Here is a 15,795-nt window from a genome sequence, read left to right on the forward strand (position 1 = left end):
CCCCCCCCCCCCCCCCCCCCCCCCCTCCCCCCGGGGGGGGGGGGGGGCGCCCCCCCCCCCCCCGACGCGTTCAACCGGCCTGGAGACAGCCGTTCAGCCGGCCTTGCCGCCCGACATATGAAGATCGACCACTTTCATGATCTCCAGGGTGAGATCGAGGTCGAATTCGCCGGAGGCGAGTGCGGCCTGCAGCTGCTCGCGCGACGCGCCGACGGCGGCCGCCAGGCCGGGGAGCGCCGGCGACTGCGATACCGCCAGCAGCGCGGCCGCGATCAGCTGGCCGTCGCCGTCTTCGAAGGCCTCGGCCAGGCAGTCCGCGATGGCGTCGAGCGAATCGAGCGCAGCGGGATCGATAGGGGAATGTGAGGAAGTCATGCGGGGAGGCGAAGCGCTTAGTGCTTCGGCTTGTCCTTGTCCTTCGGCGCGGGCGGCGGCGGCGGCACGGTCATCGAGACCGCGGGCTGCTCGTCCTTGCGCAGCACCTGCACGAAGATTTCGTTTTGCTTGATCATGCCCAGCTCGTAGCGCGCGCGTTCCTCGACCGCGCCCGTTCCCTCTTTCAGGTCGCGGACTTCGGATTCGAGCTTGGCATTGCGCGCCTTGAGCTGTTCGGTCTTGAGGCGCACGGCCTCGACCTGCCCGCGCATGTCCGCCACGGTCAGCCAGCCGCCCTTGCCGATCCAGAGCGGGTACTGGATCAGCAGGAGCAGAGCGGCAAGGGTAATCGTGATCAGGCGCATGAGCGGAAGGCCGGCCGCAAGGCCGGCCAGCGGTGATTACTTCAGGTTGTAGAAGGCGTCGCGGCCCGGGTAGGTGGCGACGTCGCCCAGGTCTTCCTCGATGCGCAGCAGCTGGTTGTACTTGGCCATGCGGTCCGAACGCGACATCGAGCCGGTCTTGATCTGCAGGGCGTTCAGGCCAACCGCGATGTCCGCGATGGTCGAGTCTTCGGTCTCGCCCGAGCGGTGCGAGATCACGGCGGTGTAGCCGGCGCGCTTGGCCATCTCGATGGCGGCGAAGGTCTCGGTCAGGGTGCCGATCTGGTTGATCTTGATGAGGATCGAGTTGCCGATGCCCTTCTGGATGCCCTCTTTCAGGATCTTGGTGTTGGTGACGAACAGGTCGTCGCCCACCAGCTGCACGCGCTTGCCCAAGGCAGCGGTCAGGATCGCCCAGCCGTCCCAGTCGCCTTCGTGCATCGCGTCCTCGATCGAGATGATCGGGTAGCGGTCGCACCAGGTGGCCAGCATGTTGGTGAAGTCCTGTGCCGACAGGGTCAGGCCCTCGCCTTCCAGGTGGTACATGCCGTCCTTGTAGAACTCGCTCGCGGCGCAGTCCAGGCCGATCGCGATGTCCTGGCCCGGCACGTAGCCCGCCTGCTCGATCGCCTGCATGATCAGCTTGATCGCTTCTTCATGGCTGGAGACCGAGGGAGCGAAGCCGCCTTCGTCGCCGACGGCGGTGCTCAGGCCCTTCGAATGCAGGATTTTCTTCAGGGTGTGGAAGACTTCCGCGCCGTAGCGGATGGCTTCCTTGAACGACGGAGCGCCCACCGGGATGATCATGAATTCCTGGATGTCCAGGTTGTTGTCGGCGTGCGCGCCGCCGTTGATGACGTTCATCATCGGCACCGGCATCTGCATCGCGCCCGAACCGCCGAAGTAGCGGTACAGCGGCAGGCCGGCTTCCTCGGCGGCTGCCTTGGCCACGGCCATCGACACGGCCAGCATGGCGTTGGCGCCCAGGCGGCTCTTGTTTTCGGTGCCGTCGAGATCGATCAGGGTGCGGTCCAGGAAAGCCTGTTCGTTGGCGTCCAGGCCCATGATCGCTTCGGAGATCTCGGTGTTGATATTTTCGCAGGCTTGCAGCACGCCCTTGCCGAAGTAACGCTTCGGATCGCCGTCACGCAGCTCGATCGCCTCGCGCGAGCCGGTCGAGGCGCCCGACGGCACCGCGGCGCGGCCCATCACGCCCGATTCCAGCAGCACGTCGCACTCGACGGTCGGGTTACCGCGCGAGTCGATGATTTCGCGGCCGATGATATCAACAATAGCACTCATGTAAACAATCTCCGAAAGGTATGAAAGACGTGACGGTGCGCGCCTAGCCGCAGGGCGCGCACCATAGATGCTGTTACTTGAAGTCCGCTTCCAGGAAGCCGGTCTTCTTGACGATGCGGTCGATCTCGACGAGGGTAGTCAAGAGTTCCTTCATGCGGCCGAGAGGGACGGCGTTCGGGCCGTCCGACAGCGCATTGGCCGGATCAGGGTGGGTCTCCATGAACAGGCCGGCGATCCCCGACGCCACGGCGGCGCGCGACAGGACCGGGATGTGCTCGCGCTGGCCGCCGGACGAGGTGCCCTGGCCGCCCGGCAGCTGCACCGAGTGGGTCGCGTCGAACACCACCGGGCAGTTCGATTCTCGCATGATGGCCAGCGAACGCATGTCCGAGACCAGGTTGTTGTAGCCGAAGGAGACGCCGCGTTCGCAAGCCATGAAGTTATCTTCCGGCAGGCCCGCTTCGCGCGCGGCGGCGCGTGCCTTGTCGATCACGTTCTTCATGTCGCCCGGAGCCAGGAACTGGCCCTTCTTGATGTTGACCGGCTTGCCCGAACGCGCGCAGGCGTTGATGAAGTCGGTCTGGCGGCACAGGAAGGCCGGGGTCTGCAGCACGTCGACGACGCTGGCCACCACCGGGATCTCTTCTTCGGTGTGGACGTCGGTCAGGACCGGCACGCCGATTTCCTTGCGCACGTCGGCCAGGATCTCCAGGCCCTTCTCCATGCCCGGACCGCGGAAGGACTTGCCCGACGAGCGGTTGGCCTTGTCGAAGGACGACTTGTAGATGAACGGGATGCCCAGCGCGCTGGTGATTTCCTTCAGCGTGCCGGCGGTGTCGATCGCCATCTGGCGCGATTCGATCACGCAGGTGCCTGCGATCAGGAAGATTGGCTTGTCGAGGCCGACGTCGAATCCGGCGAGTTTCATGCTGCATCTCCTTGCAGTGCCGGCGCTTGTGCGTTCGCCGCCACGTTGGTGTTGGCCGACTGGTGCGCCAGGGCGGCCTTGATGAACGAGGTGAAGAGCGGGTGGCCGTTACGCGGAGTCGACTTGAACTCCGGGTGGAACTGCACGCCCACGTACCACGGGTGCGCATCGCGTGGCAGCTCCATGATTTCCAGCAGGTCTTCGTTCGGGGTGCGCGCCGCGACCACCAGGCCGGCCGCTTCAATCTTCGGCAGGTAGAAGTTGTTGCCTTCGTAGCGGTGGCGGTGGCGCTCGGTCACCACGTTGCCGTAGATCTCGGCCGACAGGGTGCCCGGATTCACCGCGCAGGTCTGCGCGCCCAGGCGCATGGTGCCGCCCAGGTCGGAGTTGGTGTCGCGCTTCTCGACCTTGCCGTCGTGGTTCTGCCACTCGGTGATCAGGGCCACGACCGGCTGGTCGGTCTCGGGGTCGAATTCGGTCGAGTTCGCGTTCGGCAGGCCGGCCACGTGGCGGGCGTACTCGATCAGCGCGACCTGCATGCCGAGGCAGATGCCCAGGTAAGGGATCTTGTTCTCGCGCGCATAGCGGGCGGCCTGGATCTTGCCTTCCACGCCGCGCTTGCCGAAGCCGCCCGGCACCAGGATGGCGTCGTACTTGGCCAGGTGATCGCAGCCCTTGCTTTCGATCTCTTCCGAGTCGAGGTATTCGATGTTGACCCGGCTTTCGGTGTGGATGCCGGCGTGGCGCAGCGCCTCGGTCAGCGACTTGTACGATTCGATCAGGTCGACGTACTTGCCCACCATGCCGATGGTGACTTCGCGTTTCGGGTTTTCCAGGGTGTGGATCAGCTTGGTCCACATCGACAGGTCGGCCTTCGGCGCCTCGATGCCGAGCGCCTCGCAGATGATGTCGTCCAGGCCCTGGTCGTGCAGCACCTGCGGCACCTTGTAGATGGTGTCCACGTCCCACACCGAGATCACGGCCTGCTCTTCCACGTTGGCGAACAGCGAGATCTTGGCGCGCTCGTCGTCCGGGATGCGGCGGTCGGCGCGGCACAGCAGCGCGTTCGGCGAGATGCCGATCTCGCGCAGCTTCTGCACGCTGTGCTGGGTCGGCTTGGTCTTCAGTTCGCCGGCCGACGAGATGTAGGGGACCAGGGTCAGGTGCACGAAGGCCGCGCCCTTGCGGCCCTGGCGCAGCGACAGCTGGCGCGCCGCTTCCAGGAAGGGCAGCGATTCGATGTCGCCCACGGTGCCGCCGATCTCGACCAGCGCCACGTCCACGCCTTCGGCGCCGCGGCGGATGTAGTCCTGGATCTCGTTGGTGATGTGCGGGATCACCTGCACGGTCTTGCCCAGGTATTCGCCGCGGCGTTCCTTGCGGATCACCGATTCGTAGATCTGGCCGGTGGTGAAGTTGTTCACCTTCTTCATGCGGGTGCTGATGAAGCGCTCGTAGTGGCCGAGGTCCAGGTCGGTCTCGGCGCCGTCGTCGGTGACGAACACTTCGCCGTGCTGGGTGGGGCTCATCGTGCCCGGATCCACGTTGATGTACGGGTCGAGCTTGAGCATGGTGACTTTGAGGCCGCGGCTCTCCAGGATCGCGGCGAGGGAAGCGGCCGCGATCCCTTTGCCCAGGGAAGACACGACGCCGCCAGTGACGAAGACAAATTTGGTCATTGTGCAGAAAGTGCCGGACGGCACGCGCGGGAAATTGAAATTATACCTTAAACCTGCAAATACTTCTGTCCAAGCAGCCAACTTCCTGGCCGGCGCGGGCCGCTCGTCATAAAAAGAAGACGCCCGGAGTCATGCCTTCATCCAACATGCATTAATACTTTATTATCGAGCCGATTGTGCATATGATGGCTGCTCTTGTCTTTTTCCCGGGTAGTCATGTCCATCGCACCTGATGTCGTTTCCGCCGCAGCGCCTCCGGCCGCGGTGCCTCCCGTCGTCCCCGCCGCCGCCGAGCCTGCGCCCGCAGCCGCCGCACCCGCGCCGCAGGTCCACGTCCCGCTCTTCACCGGCAGCGGCAAGGAATACTTCCGCATCTGGATGATCAACCTGCTGCTCACCCTGGCAACGCTCGGCCTGTACTCGGCCTGGGCCAAGGTCCGGCGCCTGCAATACTTCGACCGCAACACCCAGCTGGCCGGCGCCTGCTTCGACTTCCGCGGCGATCCCAAGGCCGTCCTGCGCGGCCGCATCCTGGCCTTCGTCCTGCTGGTCGCCTATCAATATGCGTTCGGCTTCTCGCTCCAGGTGGGCGTCGCGGTGATGGCCTTCGTCATGCTGGCCATGCCCTACCTGCTGCGCGGCGCCCTGCGCTTCCGCCTGTCGAACACCCAGTACCGCGGCCTGTGGCTGGGCTTCGGCGGCGGCGTCGGCGCAGCCTACCTGGCCTACCTGCCTCCGCTGGCCGTCTTCCTGCTTCCTACCGTGCTGCTGGCGCTCTATCCGGAACAGCCCGCGCTGGCAGGCGCGCCCTTCCTGCTCCTGCTGGCCTGGCCGCTGATGCATGGCCGCGCACGCAACTACCAGCAGCGCCACCTGCTGTTCGGCGACCAGCACTCGCGCTACGAACTCAGCGCATGGCGCTTCTACCGCCCCTACCTGATCGCCGGCCTGAGCCTCTTCGGCGCCGTGATCGCGATCGGCATGGCGGCGGCCTTCGGGATCGCCCTGCTCGAGAAGAAGTCCCTCGGCGCCGCGGCCGCCACCTTCCTTCCCATGGCGCTGGGCATCGTGATCGCCTATATCAGCTACCTGATGGCCGGGCCCTACATGCAGGCCCGCATCGGCAACCTGGCCTGGTCGAACACCAGTTTCCCCGGCGTGCGGATCCGCTCCACCCTGCCCGCCAAGGGCTTCATGCTGCTGCAGACGAAGAACGCGGTGCTGACCCTGCTCACGCTCGGCCTCTACCGCCCCTTCGCCGTGGTGGCCGTGCATCGCTTCCGGCTGCGGCACCTGCAGGTCGAGTTCGACGAAGGCTTCGAACAGGCCATGGCGCGCGCCGCGCAGGGCCGCCGCAACGCGGCCGGCGACGGCGCCAGCGACGCCCTCGGGATCGACCTTTCCTGGTGAGGACTTGATGACCAACGCACTCTTTTTCGACGGCCTCAGCGCCCGCCTCCACGAAGTCGAACTCGCCGCGAACGACGGCGCCCTGCTGCTGCGCGGCGCGGTCGAGCGCAGCTATCCCCTGTCCGGCGTCGCGCTGGCCGAACCCTTCGCCGGCGCGCCCGCCGTGCTCTACCTGCCGGACGGCGCCCGCTGCGAGGTGAACGATGCCGCGGGCCGGGGCTGGCTGGCCGAGACGCTCGGCTACCGCAAGTCGCGCGTCCAGCGCTGGCAGGAACGCACCGGCGCGGCGCTGGCCTGCCTGGTGCTGCTGGTGCTCCTGATCGGCGCCACCGTCAAATGGGGCATCCCCGCGGCCAGCGAACGCATCGCGGCCGCCCTGCCGGCCGAGGTCGACCAGTCGCTCGGCGCGAATGCCCTCGCCGTGCTGGAAAGGCAGCAGATGATCAAGCCTTCGCGCTTCAGCGACGAGCGCCTGGCCGAGCTGGAAGCCATCAAGCAGTCGGTGACGCCGCCCGGCATGAAGCTGCGGCTGCTGGTGCGCGATTCGGCGCAGTTCGGCCCCAACGCCCTGGCCCTGCCCGACGGCACCATCATCCTGACCGACCAGATGGTCAAGATGATCCTCGGCGAGGACGAGCTGGACGACTACGCGTCCGCCGCCCTGGCCGGCATCATCGCCCACGAAGCCGGCCACGTGCGCCTGCGGCACTCGGCGCGCTCGCTGACCCGCGCCTCGCTCACCGCCGCGCTGTCGGCTACCCTGTTCGGCGACTTCAGCGCCGTCGCCGCCGGCGCACCGGCCCTCCTGATGAACATGAAGTTCTCGCGCGCCATGGAAACCGATGCCGACAGCTTCGCCATCGAGACCCTGCGCGCACGCGGCATTTCCCTCGAGCCGATGGCCGAGGTGTTCGAACACCTGGGCAAGGACGAGCCCGAGGAAAGCTGGATCGACATCCCGGCAGGCTATGTCTCGACCCATCCGGCCAGCGCAGCACGGGCGGCGCGCCTGCACAAGGCAGCCCAGGAAGACTGAGCAATTTGGCAATCTTGTGTTGGAAACGCCACAGTCGAAGGCGAAAGTCACACATCGATATTGCCCTTAGGCAATAATTGCGACTTTCGACTTCCTGTGCGGCAAGGTGCGAACGGTCCCTGGAGGTCCGGATCCGCACCGCCATCCAACATGATCAACTTCAACAAGCTCAATATCGGCACCCGGCTCACGGCCGGCTTCGCCCTGACCCTCCTGATGACCGTCGTCATCGCCGCCAGCGGCGTCTGGCGCCTCAATCAGGTGGCCGACGAAACGCGCGAGATCCTCGCCCAGCCGATCGCCAAGGAGCGCATGATCGCGGAGTGGTACACCCAGATCTTCGCCGCCGTGCGCCGCACCGCCGCCATCGTCAAGAGCAGCGATCCTTCGCTGGGCGACTATTTCAAGCAGGACGCCGCCGCCACCGGCAAGCTGTCCACTGAGCTGATCAAGAAGATCGAGCCCCTGATCAGCGGCGACGACGAGACCGCCCTGTTCAAGGCGGTCCAGGAACACCGCAAGGCCTACAGCGCGGCGCGCGACAACGCCGTCAAGGCCAAGGCCGAAGGCAACGTCGAGCTGGCCGACCAGATCCTGGAACAGCAGTTCACCCCGGCCGCCAAGGCCTACCAGGAACAGGTGCGCACCCTGCTCGACCTGCAGCACAAGCGCATCGCCGCCAGCGCCGCCGAGATCGACGCCACCGCCGTCCGCGGCAAGGCCGTGATCGCCTCGCTGGCCGCGGCCGCGCTGGCCCTGGGGGCCGTGTTCTCCTGGCTGCTGACCCGTTCGATCACCGTGCCGCTGCGCGACGCCGTGCGCGCCGCCGAGACCGTGGCCGCGGGCGACCTGACCCACCGCATCGAGACCGCGCGCGGCGACGAGACCGGCGCCCTGCTGCGCGCGCTGCGCAACATGAACGACAGCCTGGCGCGCATCGTCACCGAAGTGCGCACCGGCACCCAGGCCATCAGCGGCGCCTCGAGCGAGATCGCCGCCGGCAGCTTCGACCTTTCCAGCCGCACCGAGCAGCAAGCCGCCTCGCTGGAGGAAACCGCCGCCTCGATGGAAGAACTCACCGGCACCGTGCGCCAGAACGCCGACAACGCGCGCCAGGCCAACCAGCTGGCGATCGCCGCCTCGAACGTGGCCAGCGAAGCCGGCAGCGCCGTCGAGCAGGTGATCGCGACCATGGGTTCGATCAACGAATCCTCGCGCAAGATCGTCGACATCATCGGCGTCATCGACGGCATCGCCTTCCAGACCAACATCCTGGCGCTGAACGCCGCCGTGGAAGCGGCGCGCGCCGGCGAACAGGGCCGCGGCTTCGCGGTGGTGGCTTCGGAAGTGCGCAACCTGGCCCAGCGCTCGGCCTCGGCCGCCAAGGAAATCAAGCAGCTGATCGGCGACTCGGTCGAGAAGGTCGACGCCGGCGCCAAGCTGGTCGACCACACCGGCGCCACCATGCAGGAAGTGGTGAGCTCGATCCGCCGCGTGACCGACATCATGGGCGAGATCAGCTCGGCCAGCCAGGAGCAGATCCAGGGCATCGACCAGGTCAACCAGGCCATGTCGCAGATGGACGAAGCGACCCAGCAGAACGCCGCCCTGGTCGAGGAAGCCACCGCCGCCACCAGCGCGCTGCAGCAGGAAGCCGCGCGCCTGGCGCAGGTGGTCGACGTGTTCAAGCTCGGACACGAGCAGCGCGCGCCTGCCGCTCCGGCAGCCCGCCCCGCAGCCGGCGTGCCGGCCCTGCGCGCCAGCGCAGCGCTGAAGCGCCCTGCCCCGGCCAAGGCTACGCGTCCTTCGGCCAAGACCACCGCCGCCACCGCCGACGGAGACTGGGAACAGTTCTGATCCTCGGCGCCGGCGCTAGCGGGACACGATCTCCCGCATGCGCCGGCGCATCTCCTTCTCGCGCCTGTTTTCCACGATCCAGTCCTCGCGCAGTGCCCGCCACAGGGCAATCACCATCAGCACGATCACCAGTGCGAACGGCAGCGCGAACAGGATGGTCGCGGTCTGCACCGCCTTCAGCCCTCCCGCCAGCAGCAAACTGATCGCGATCCCCGCGATCAGCATCCCCCAGACGATCTTGACCCGGCCGGATGGATTCGGGTTGCCCTTGCTGCTCATCATGCCGAGCACCAGCACCGCCGAGTCGCCCGAAGTCACGAAGAACACCAGCACCAGCACGGTCGCCGCCACCGACATGAGCTGCCCGAAGGGCAAGGCGTGCAGCATGTCGAACAGCGCCAGCGCCACGTCGGACTTGACGGTCTCGGCGAGCGGCACGTGCTGCCAGATCTGCATCGTGAGCGCGCTGCCGCCGAACACCGAGAACCACAGGAAGGCCGCCAGCGAGGGCGCGAGCACCGTGCCGATGATGAACTCCCTGAGCGTGCGGCCGCGCGAGACGCGCGCGATGAACAGGCCCACGAACGGCGACCAGGAAATCCACCAGGCCCAATAGAAAATGGTCCAGTTCGCGACCCAGGAACTGTCGCGGAAAGGCGTGGCGCGCAAGCTCATGCGGACGATGTCGCTGACATAGCTGCCCAGGGTATTGGTCAAGGTGTCGATGATCGCCACCGTCGGGCCGAGCAGGAACACGGCCAGCGCCAGCATCAGCGCCAGCAGCATGTTGGCGTTCGACAGCAGCTTGACGCCCTGCTCCACCCCCGACACCGCCGAGCTCACAAAGACGGCGGTGGTGACCACGATGATCGCCACCTGCCAGGTTTCGCCGATCTCGAGGCCGAAGACCGCGTGCAGGCCGCTGTTGATCTGCAGCGCGCCCATGCCCAGCGAGGAGGCGACGCCGAAGGCGGTGGCCACCACCGCCAGCACGTTGAACAGTCCCGACATGGCGCGCACGGGACGCCAGGGCAGCGAATCGGTCACGGTGCTGATCAGCGGCGTGCCGGCCCGGCGGTATTGGAAGAAGGCGATCGCCAGGGCGACCACGCTGTACACGGCCCAGGGATGCACGCCCCAGTGGAAGAAGACGTAGCGCATCGCCGCGTTGGCCGCTTCCGGCGTGCCGGCGGTCACGCCCGGGGGCGCCGTCACGTAATGGGAAATCGGCTCGGCCACGCTCCAGAACACCAGGCCGATGCCCATGCCCGCCGCGAACAGCATGGCGAACCAGCTGCCCACCGTGAACTCGGGCTCCTCGTCCTCGTTGCCGAGCTTGAGGTTGCCGTAGCGGCTGAACGCAACGAAGGCGGCGAACAGCACCAGCCCGAGCACGACCCAGAGGTAGAACCAGCCGAAGTTGCGGGTCAGGGACGCCAGCATGGCGTCGAGCGTCGTCGCCATGTGCTCGGGGGCGGCGATCCCCCATAGCACGATCAGGAAAATGAAACCTGCGGAAAAGAGCATTTGCATAAGGACCTCGATGAAGCAAGCGCCGCTGCGGCGAACGGCGGGCAAACGGCGGGCTGGCCGATGCCGTGAACCGGCGTGGGCAAAAGGCGATCGGTAAGCTGGTACGTGCCACTTGCGGTTCGGCGCGCGCTAAGGAGCGGCCGCAGCAACGGGAAGGCGCTTGCCGGAACATGGATGCGCCGCCGGGTGGCGAAGAGACTGGCGGGGCCAGCGGGTGGATTATACAGAAAACAATTTATTTGTACAAATATAGATTCTCTGTATGAAACTGTAACGACGCTGCCCTCGTCGAGGAGCTGCGCAAGAACGAGTGAAAAGACAACGCCCGCGTAGTGCGGGCGATGTGGTGCATTCGGTTGCCAACGAGCGCGGGGGCGGATTCAGTCGCCCGGCCCCTCGCCCGGCATGGTGTCGGCCATCAAGCGCAGCTCTTCCGGGGTCAGTTCTTCCGGCTTCTTGTTCCTGAGGCCGTCGACGTCGCCCGGTTTCGCCTCGGGCGCCTTCTGCTCGCTCTGGCCCTGCCCGCCTTGATTGCCGCCCTGCTGGTTGCCTTGCTGATGACCTTGCAGGTCGGTCGCCTGTACCTGACCGTTCTGCAGGTTCTTGTTCTGCTGATCGTTCGTCATGCTGAGCTCCTTGCCGCGATGGTGATTCGGAAGACCAGTGTGGCACAGAGCACGAAGCGACGGCGTTCGCCTTAGACGACTTCGTTCCAGGTCGGCTTGCTGATGTAGGGGCGGGTGTATTCGCAATACATGCCGTCGTATTCGGACACCAGCTTGCCGGCGTCCTTGAGCACGTAATGGAACTGCTTGCAGGGCGTGTCGCCGATCGGATGGTCGCCGATGTTGGTGATCGACACATGGTACTGGTTGCCCTTCCAGCTCACGCTCTCGCCGCGCTTCAGGCTTGCCAGCAGCTTGGGGAACTCGACCGAATAGTCGCTCCCCTTCTTGATCAGGGAATGGCCGCCCCAGGCATCGAACGCGTAACCGCCCTCGCAGCCGTGGCAGCGGATCTTGCTGGCTTCGCGGAAGGCGTACTTGGCTTCACGCGCCTGCTTGAACTCGAAATCGCGGAAGCTGCCGACCGGGCACTGGGTGTTTTCCGGCCACAGGCCGGCGGGTTCGAAGCTGTCCGGCCTGGGGCCGAGCAGCAGGTTGGCGCCCTTCATGCGCTTGCAGCCCGCGGGCAGCGGCGGCTTGGCGGCCACCGGCGCCGCGGCCGTGGCGGCGGCGTCGGCCGGCTGGGCAGCCTGTGCCTGCGCTTGAACCTGGGGCTGGGCCTGTGCCTGCGCCTGTTCCGGATTGCCCTGGAAAGCGCGGTCGATGGCGCCGGTGACCGCGCGGTCGACGTTGCCCGACACGGCGGCGCGCGCCGCATTGGCGGCGGAATTCTTCAGGAAGTCGCCGAAGGACTGCGCCTGGGCGTTGAGCGACAGGCAGGCGCCGGTCAGCAGGAGGATGCGTTGGATGGTGTTCATGGAGGCCCCGGAATTGGTGAAGACGGCCGCGCAGGAAGGGTCTGGTTTCCTGCGCCCACCGGCAAAACCGCAGTCTAGAGCGGACGCCGGCCGCAGTCTCACATCACCGATGGGGGGAATTTCAACAAAAGCGTGGTTTTGTGCAACCTTTTGAGCCACTCAGCCGTGGTAGGCTACGTCTTTCGCCCGGAGGAGACGAATGGGATCCAAATTGGAAAGTCAGTGGTGGTACGGCGGTCTGGTGACCGTTCTGGCCGTACTATCGACGCGGCTCGTGTTCGAGTCGGCGGGACTGCCTTTGCCGGAGAACCTGGCCCAATGGATCCTGTGCGCCTTCTGCTTTTCCTGCATGTGGCGCTGCTTTTCCTTCCTGGGCTATCTGAGCGTCCTGCTCATCGCCCCCGCTTCCAGGCTCCTGGAACAGACCCTTCCGCGCTGAATTCAGGCAGCCGTACTCGCCAGGATACGCGCGACCAGGGTATCCGGATCGTCGCGCACATTGAAGGCTTATCCAGCGCCGCCCGCTTGGCGCCTGCTGCGCTCTTGCCGCAGCTGCCAACGCCCATGATGCCCATACAGGCGAAAGCGCCCATCTGGACGAGCAGAATGAAGCGCCTGCCATGTAATGCCGTTCAGTTAGCAGAAAAACCGTCGCTCCGGCGAAGGCCGGAGCCCAAGTTAAGCGCTTCGATAGCTCACGCAGAACTTGGGTTCCGGCCTTCGCCGGAACGACGTTCATACGCTAACTGAACGGTATTAGCGCCTGCCATGTGCTTTTGTAAAGCACATGGCAGGCGCAGGGATGATCGCGCAGTGGTGTTCAGGCCTTGCGCTTGCGGCGCAGGCCGAGCGCGGCGGCCCCCATGCCCAGCAGCATCAACGAACCTGGCTCCGGCACCTCGGCCGGGTCGGCCGGACGCTCGACCACGCTGCCCTTCAGGTTCAAGGTCAGCTTGTAGCCGGAACCCAGCGTGCTCGCTGCATAGCTGCCTTCGGGCGCGGCGTCGGCGAAGATGAACTCGTACATCGCGCCAAAAGATCCCACCTTGTCCGTCAGGAAGCTGGCCGCATAGTGCTTGCTCGTGCCCGCCGCCAGGGTGCCGACGCTGGCGACATTGGTCGTGAACTGATCGTCGGGATCACCGGTTTCGGCGATGCCGGTCATGTTCATGCCGACGCGCTCGCCCGCCAGGTTGTGGAAGAAGAACACCAGGTCGGCCACGCTGTCGCCCTGGAAGACCGAGCCGAAATCCAGGGTCATCGTCTTGCTGCCCCAGGGATCGAAGGACTGTTCCGCGTGCAGCAGGTAGCTGTAGTTGGCGGTAAGCGAGCCGAACCAGTCGAGGGTCGAGTTCGTGCTGGCCTGGCTGTTGAAGCCGTTCAGGGTGGTCTCGGCCTTCAGCGAAGTCGCCGTGTGGTTCACGTCGACCGTGCCCGCCCCGACGTAATCATTCAGGCTGGCCGATTCGATGGTCAGGTTGTGATTGAGCGGGGTCGAGGTGGCGCCGTTGTTGCAGCCTTCCTTGGGCTTGCCGCCGCAGGTGTCGGTCGCCGACAGGTTGGCGGCGGCGCCGGATACCCCGGTCGGCACCGTCAGCTTGATCGCGCTGCTGCCCGTACCGGAAGCATTGGCATTGCCCCCGTTGCTGCCTGCATTGGTCGCGGGTGCGGTCACGCTGCTGGTCTGCTTGTAGGTCGAGCTCAGTCCAATGTTGACGCCGGTCAGCACACCGGTGCTGCTGTTGAATTGCCCGAGCTTGGTCGTACCCAGGTTGACGTTGGTCTGTTCGACGGCGCCATCGGATGCCGACTTGTTGGCGCCCAGGGTATCGGTGACCGAACGATTCAGCGTGAACGTGTTGCTCGAGCTCGTGATGAGGGTGGCGTGGGCGAGCGTAGGCATGGCCACGGCACCGATGGCCGATAGCATGGCCAGGTGCATGGTTCTCTTTAGCATTTTCATCCCTTGTTGTCAGATCCCAGTCGTCTCATGGGCCGACGGCCCGCGATCGCTGGAACTGCGCGTCTTTACGCAAGGAGCATGCCAAGTTGGCCAAGCCTTTGATAACGCTAACTTTTTTGATTTATGCGGAGCGGGTTGACAAGGAGGCTTGTAAAATTTACCGACAGTTACGATTTATTTCTAACAAGCAAGTACCAGAGGCCGGCAGTCCGGGTTGCGCCGGCATCGGCATCAGGTGCTTTCGCGCTGGCGCAAGGTGAAGCCGAGGTCGATGCGCTTCTGTTCCGGCGCCTTGCCCGCGATGACCTGCAGCAGCAGGCTGGCGGCTTCGAAGCCGATGCGGTAGCGCGGCGTATCGATCGTGGTCAGCGAAGGCACCATCAGTTCCGACGCCGGCAAGTCGTTGAAGCCGCAGATCGCCACCCTTTCCGGCACCGGGATGCCGCGCCGCTGGCAGTAGTAGATGGCGCCGTGGGCCAGGTCGTCGTTGCAGAAGAAGACCGCATCGCAGTCGGGCGCCGTGGCCAGCATCTGCTCCATCAGTTCGGCGCCGAGCGCGATGGTGGATGGCGCCGGCACCATGATCTCCAGGCGCGGATCGGCCAGCCCGGCCTCCTGCATCGCCTGGCGGTAGCCGTCGGCGCGGCGCAGGGTGCGCTCGTCGAGCTGGGCGCCGACGAAGGCGATGCGGCGGTAGCCCTTCCCGATCAGGTGGCGCGTCATCTCCATGCCGGCATCGTGCTGCGAGAAGCCCACCGACAAGGCGTCCGGGCCGCTGGCCAGGTCCATCATCGACACCACCGGCACGCGCGAGCTGGCCAGCATCTGCGCCACCGGCGGGCTGTGCGTGATGCTGGTCAGCAGGATGCCGTCCGGATTCGACTGCAGGTAGACGCGCAGGAGCTTCTCTTCCTCGGCGTCCGAATAATGGGTATTGCCGATCAGGAGCTGGTAGCGGCTGGGCCCGACCGCTTCATGGATGCCGTCCAGGACCGCCGGGAACACGGCATTCGACAGCGAGGGCACCAGCACCACGATCACATTCGATTGCGCCGAGGCCAGGGCGCGCGCAGCCCGGTTGGGCACGTAGCCCAGTTCGCCGACCGCGTGCTCGACCTTGGCGCGGGTCGCTTCCGACACCAGCTGCGGCTGGCTGAGCGCGCGCGAAGCGGTCATGATCGATACCCCCGCCAGTGCCGCTACCTGTTCAAGCGTGGTACGCCCCGTGCCTCTTGCTTTTCCGCCGCTGCTTCTGCTCATCTTCTTCCTGTTTCTCGTTCTTATCGTTATCTGGTTCCGGCGCATCCAGCGTGCCGCCTGCTTTCCAGAACACCGGATTGCGCCACGTTTTGGCTTGGCTTGTCAATATCTGGTGGGTGAGATGCCGTTTTCTGACGCGCGTGCGGCGCGGAATGCGTGCTGCGCTTGACGCTCCCCGCGCCCCTGGGGCAGAGTGCCTGCATTGACAAGAAGCACCTACTCTACATGCCCGCCGACTACCAGCAGCCTCCCGCCGACATCCAGCCCGCCGCACCATCCCCTTCCTTCGACGAGCAGTACAAGCAAGCGCGCGATCTCGCCAACAGCGGCCAGCCGGCCCTGGCGCTGGCGGCCTACGACGCGCTGCTGGCGCGCTCGCCCGGCAATGCCGACGTGCTGCTGGGACGCGGCATCGCCTTCACGCGCCTGGAGCGCTGGAGCGAGGCGGAGGCCGACCTGCGGGCGGCGGCGGCATCCTCGCCCGCCTACGCCGACGTCTGGTCGGCGCTGGGCAACCTGTACCAGTGGAGCGGCCGGCCGGAACAAGCCGCCGAGGCCTATGCGCGCGCGATCGCGCTGCAGCCGG

16 protein-coding genes are annotated in these 15,795 nt (G+C 65.9%); 6 read left to right on the forward strand and 10 right to left on the reverse strand.

Annotated elements, in window-relative coordinates:
• Positions 1-93 precede the first annotated feature (93 nt).
• The 5 genes from J8847_RS22815 to J8847_RS22835 all read right to left on the reverse strand — a co-directional run bounded on the left by J8847_RS22815 (position 94) and on the right by J8847_RS22835 (position 4,667).
• A complete protein-coding gene (locus tag J8847_RS22815) occupies positions 94-375 on the reverse strand; it encodes a DNA-binding protein (protein ID WP_211526974.1) in 282 nt (93 codons plus the stop codon).
• A gap of 17 nt (positions 376-392) precedes the next feature.
• Complete coding sequence (ftsB, locus tag J8847_RS22820; protein ID WP_211526975.1) at positions 393-740, reverse strand: cell division protein FtsB; 348 nt, start codon at positions 738-740, stop codon at positions 393-395.
• Positions 741-776: 36 nt separating this feature from the next.
• Positions 777-2,060, reverse strand: coding sequence for a phosphopyruvate hydratase (eno, locus tag J8847_RS22825; RefSeq protein WP_211526976.1), 1,284 nt, complete (start codon positions 2,058-2,060; stop codon positions 777-779).
• A 73-nt stretch (positions 2,061-2,133) separates the two neighbouring features.
• Positions 2,134-2,988 carry a 3-deoxy-8-phosphooctulonate synthase gene (gene kdsA, locus J8847_RS22830; RefSeq protein ID WP_211526977.1) on the reverse strand — a complete coding sequence of 285 codons (855 nt, stop codon included), beginning with the start codon at positions 2,986-2,988 and terminating at the stop codon, positions 2,134-2,136.
• Positions 2,985-4,667, reverse strand: coding sequence for a CTP synthase (locus tag J8847_RS22835; protein ID WP_211526978.1), 1,683 nt, complete (start codon positions 4,665-4,667; stop codon positions 2,985-2,987). Before J8847_RS22835 ends, kdsA begins: the two co-directional genes overlap by 4 nt.
• A 216-nt stretch (positions 4,668-4,883) precedes the next feature.
• Between J8847_RS22835 and J8847_RS22840 the strand changes: the two genes are divergently transcribed.
• The 3 genes from J8847_RS22840 (at position 4,884) to J8847_RS22850 (ending at position 8,970) form a co-directional block, all read left to right on the forward strand.
• The gene (locus J8847_RS22840) at positions 4,884-6,077 is read left to right on the forward strand and encodes a YjgN family protein (RefSeq protein ID WP_211526979.1); all 1,194 of its coding nucleotides are present in this window, start codon (positions 4,884-4,886) and stop codon (positions 6,075-6,077) included.
• A 7-nt stretch (positions 6,078-6,084) separates the two neighbouring features.
• Positions 6,085-7,113, forward strand: coding sequence for a M48 family metallopeptidase (locus J8847_RS22845; protein ID WP_211526980.1), 1,029 nt, complete (start codon positions 6,085-6,087; stop codon positions 7,111-7,113).
• Between the two features lie 150 nt (positions 7,114-7,263).
• Positions 7,264-8,970: a methyl-accepting chemotaxis protein gene (locus tag J8847_RS22850; RefSeq protein ID WP_229429601.1), complete on the forward strand. Its 1,707-nt coding sequence runs from the start codon at positions 7,264-7,266 to the stop codon at positions 8,968-8,970.
• Positions 8,971-8,985: 15 nt separating this feature from the next.
• On the opposite strand, the gene J8847_RS22855 is transcribed toward J8847_RS22850, so the two are convergent.
• The 3 genes from J8847_RS22855 to J8847_RS22865 all read right to left on the reverse strand — a co-directional run bounded on the left by J8847_RS22855 (position 8,986) and on the right by J8847_RS22865 (position 11,986).
• A complete protein-coding gene (locus J8847_RS22855) occupies positions 8,986-10,503 on the reverse strand; it encodes a BCCT family transporter (protein ID WP_211526981.1) in 1,518 nt (505 codons plus the stop codon).
• Between the two features lie 380 nt (positions 10,504-10,883).
• Positions 10,884-11,129 (reverse strand): hypothetical protein, encoded by a 246-nt coding sequence (locus J8847_RS22860; RefSeq protein WP_211526982.1) that lies wholly within the window; start codon positions 11,127-11,129, stop codon positions 10,884-10,886.
• A 71-nt stretch (positions 11,130-11,200) separates the two neighbouring features.
• Positions 11,201-11,986 (reverse strand): hypothetical protein, encoded by a 786-nt coding sequence (locus J8847_RS22865; protein WP_211526983.1) that lies wholly within the window; start codon positions 11,984-11,986, stop codon positions 11,201-11,203.
• 199 nt (positions 11,987-12,185) lie between these two features.
• Here J8847_RS22865 and J8847_RS22870 point away from each other — a divergent pair, with 199 nt between their 5' ends.
• Complete coding sequence (locus J8847_RS22870) at positions 12,186-12,425, forward strand: hypothetical protein (RefSeq protein ID WP_211526984.1); 240 nt, start codon at positions 12,186-12,188, stop codon at positions 12,423-12,425.
• Positions 12,426-12,806: 381 nt separating this feature from the next.
• Here J8847_RS22870 and J8847_RS22875 read toward each other — a convergent pair whose 3' ends face one another.
• Together J8847_RS22875 and J8847_RS22880 are read right to left on the reverse strand one after the other, a co-directional pair.
• Positions 12,807-13,928, reverse strand: a complete 1,122-nt coding sequence (locus J8847_RS22875; RefSeq protein ID WP_229513158.1) for a choice-of-anchor E domain-containing protein — start codon at positions 13,926-13,928, stop codon at positions 12,807-12,809.
• Between the two features lie 252 nt (positions 13,929-14,180).
• Positions 14,181-15,209, reverse strand: a complete 1,029-nt coding sequence (locus J8847_RS22880) for a LacI family DNA-binding transcriptional regulator (RefSeq protein ID WP_211526986.1) — start codon at positions 15,207-15,209, stop codon at positions 14,181-14,183.
• Here J8847_RS22880 and J8847_RS22885 point away from each other — a divergent pair.
• Positions 15,124-15,378, forward strand: coding sequence for a hypothetical protein (locus J8847_RS22885; RefSeq protein WP_211526989.1), 255 nt, complete (start codon positions 15,124-15,126; stop codon positions 15,376-15,378). The genes J8847_RS22880 and J8847_RS22885 overlap by 86 nt on opposite strands.
• 56 nt (positions 15,379-15,434) lie before the next feature.
• On the forward strand, positions 15,435-15,795 hold a 361-nt coding region (locus J8847_RS22890; RefSeq protein ID WP_211526987.1), incomplete at its 3' end, for a tetratricopeptide repeat protein.

Source organism: Massilia sp. AB1 (assembly GCF_018119385.1).
Classification (GTDB): Bacteria; Pseudomonadota; Gammaproteobacteria; order Burkholderiales; family Burkholderiaceae_D; genus Telluria.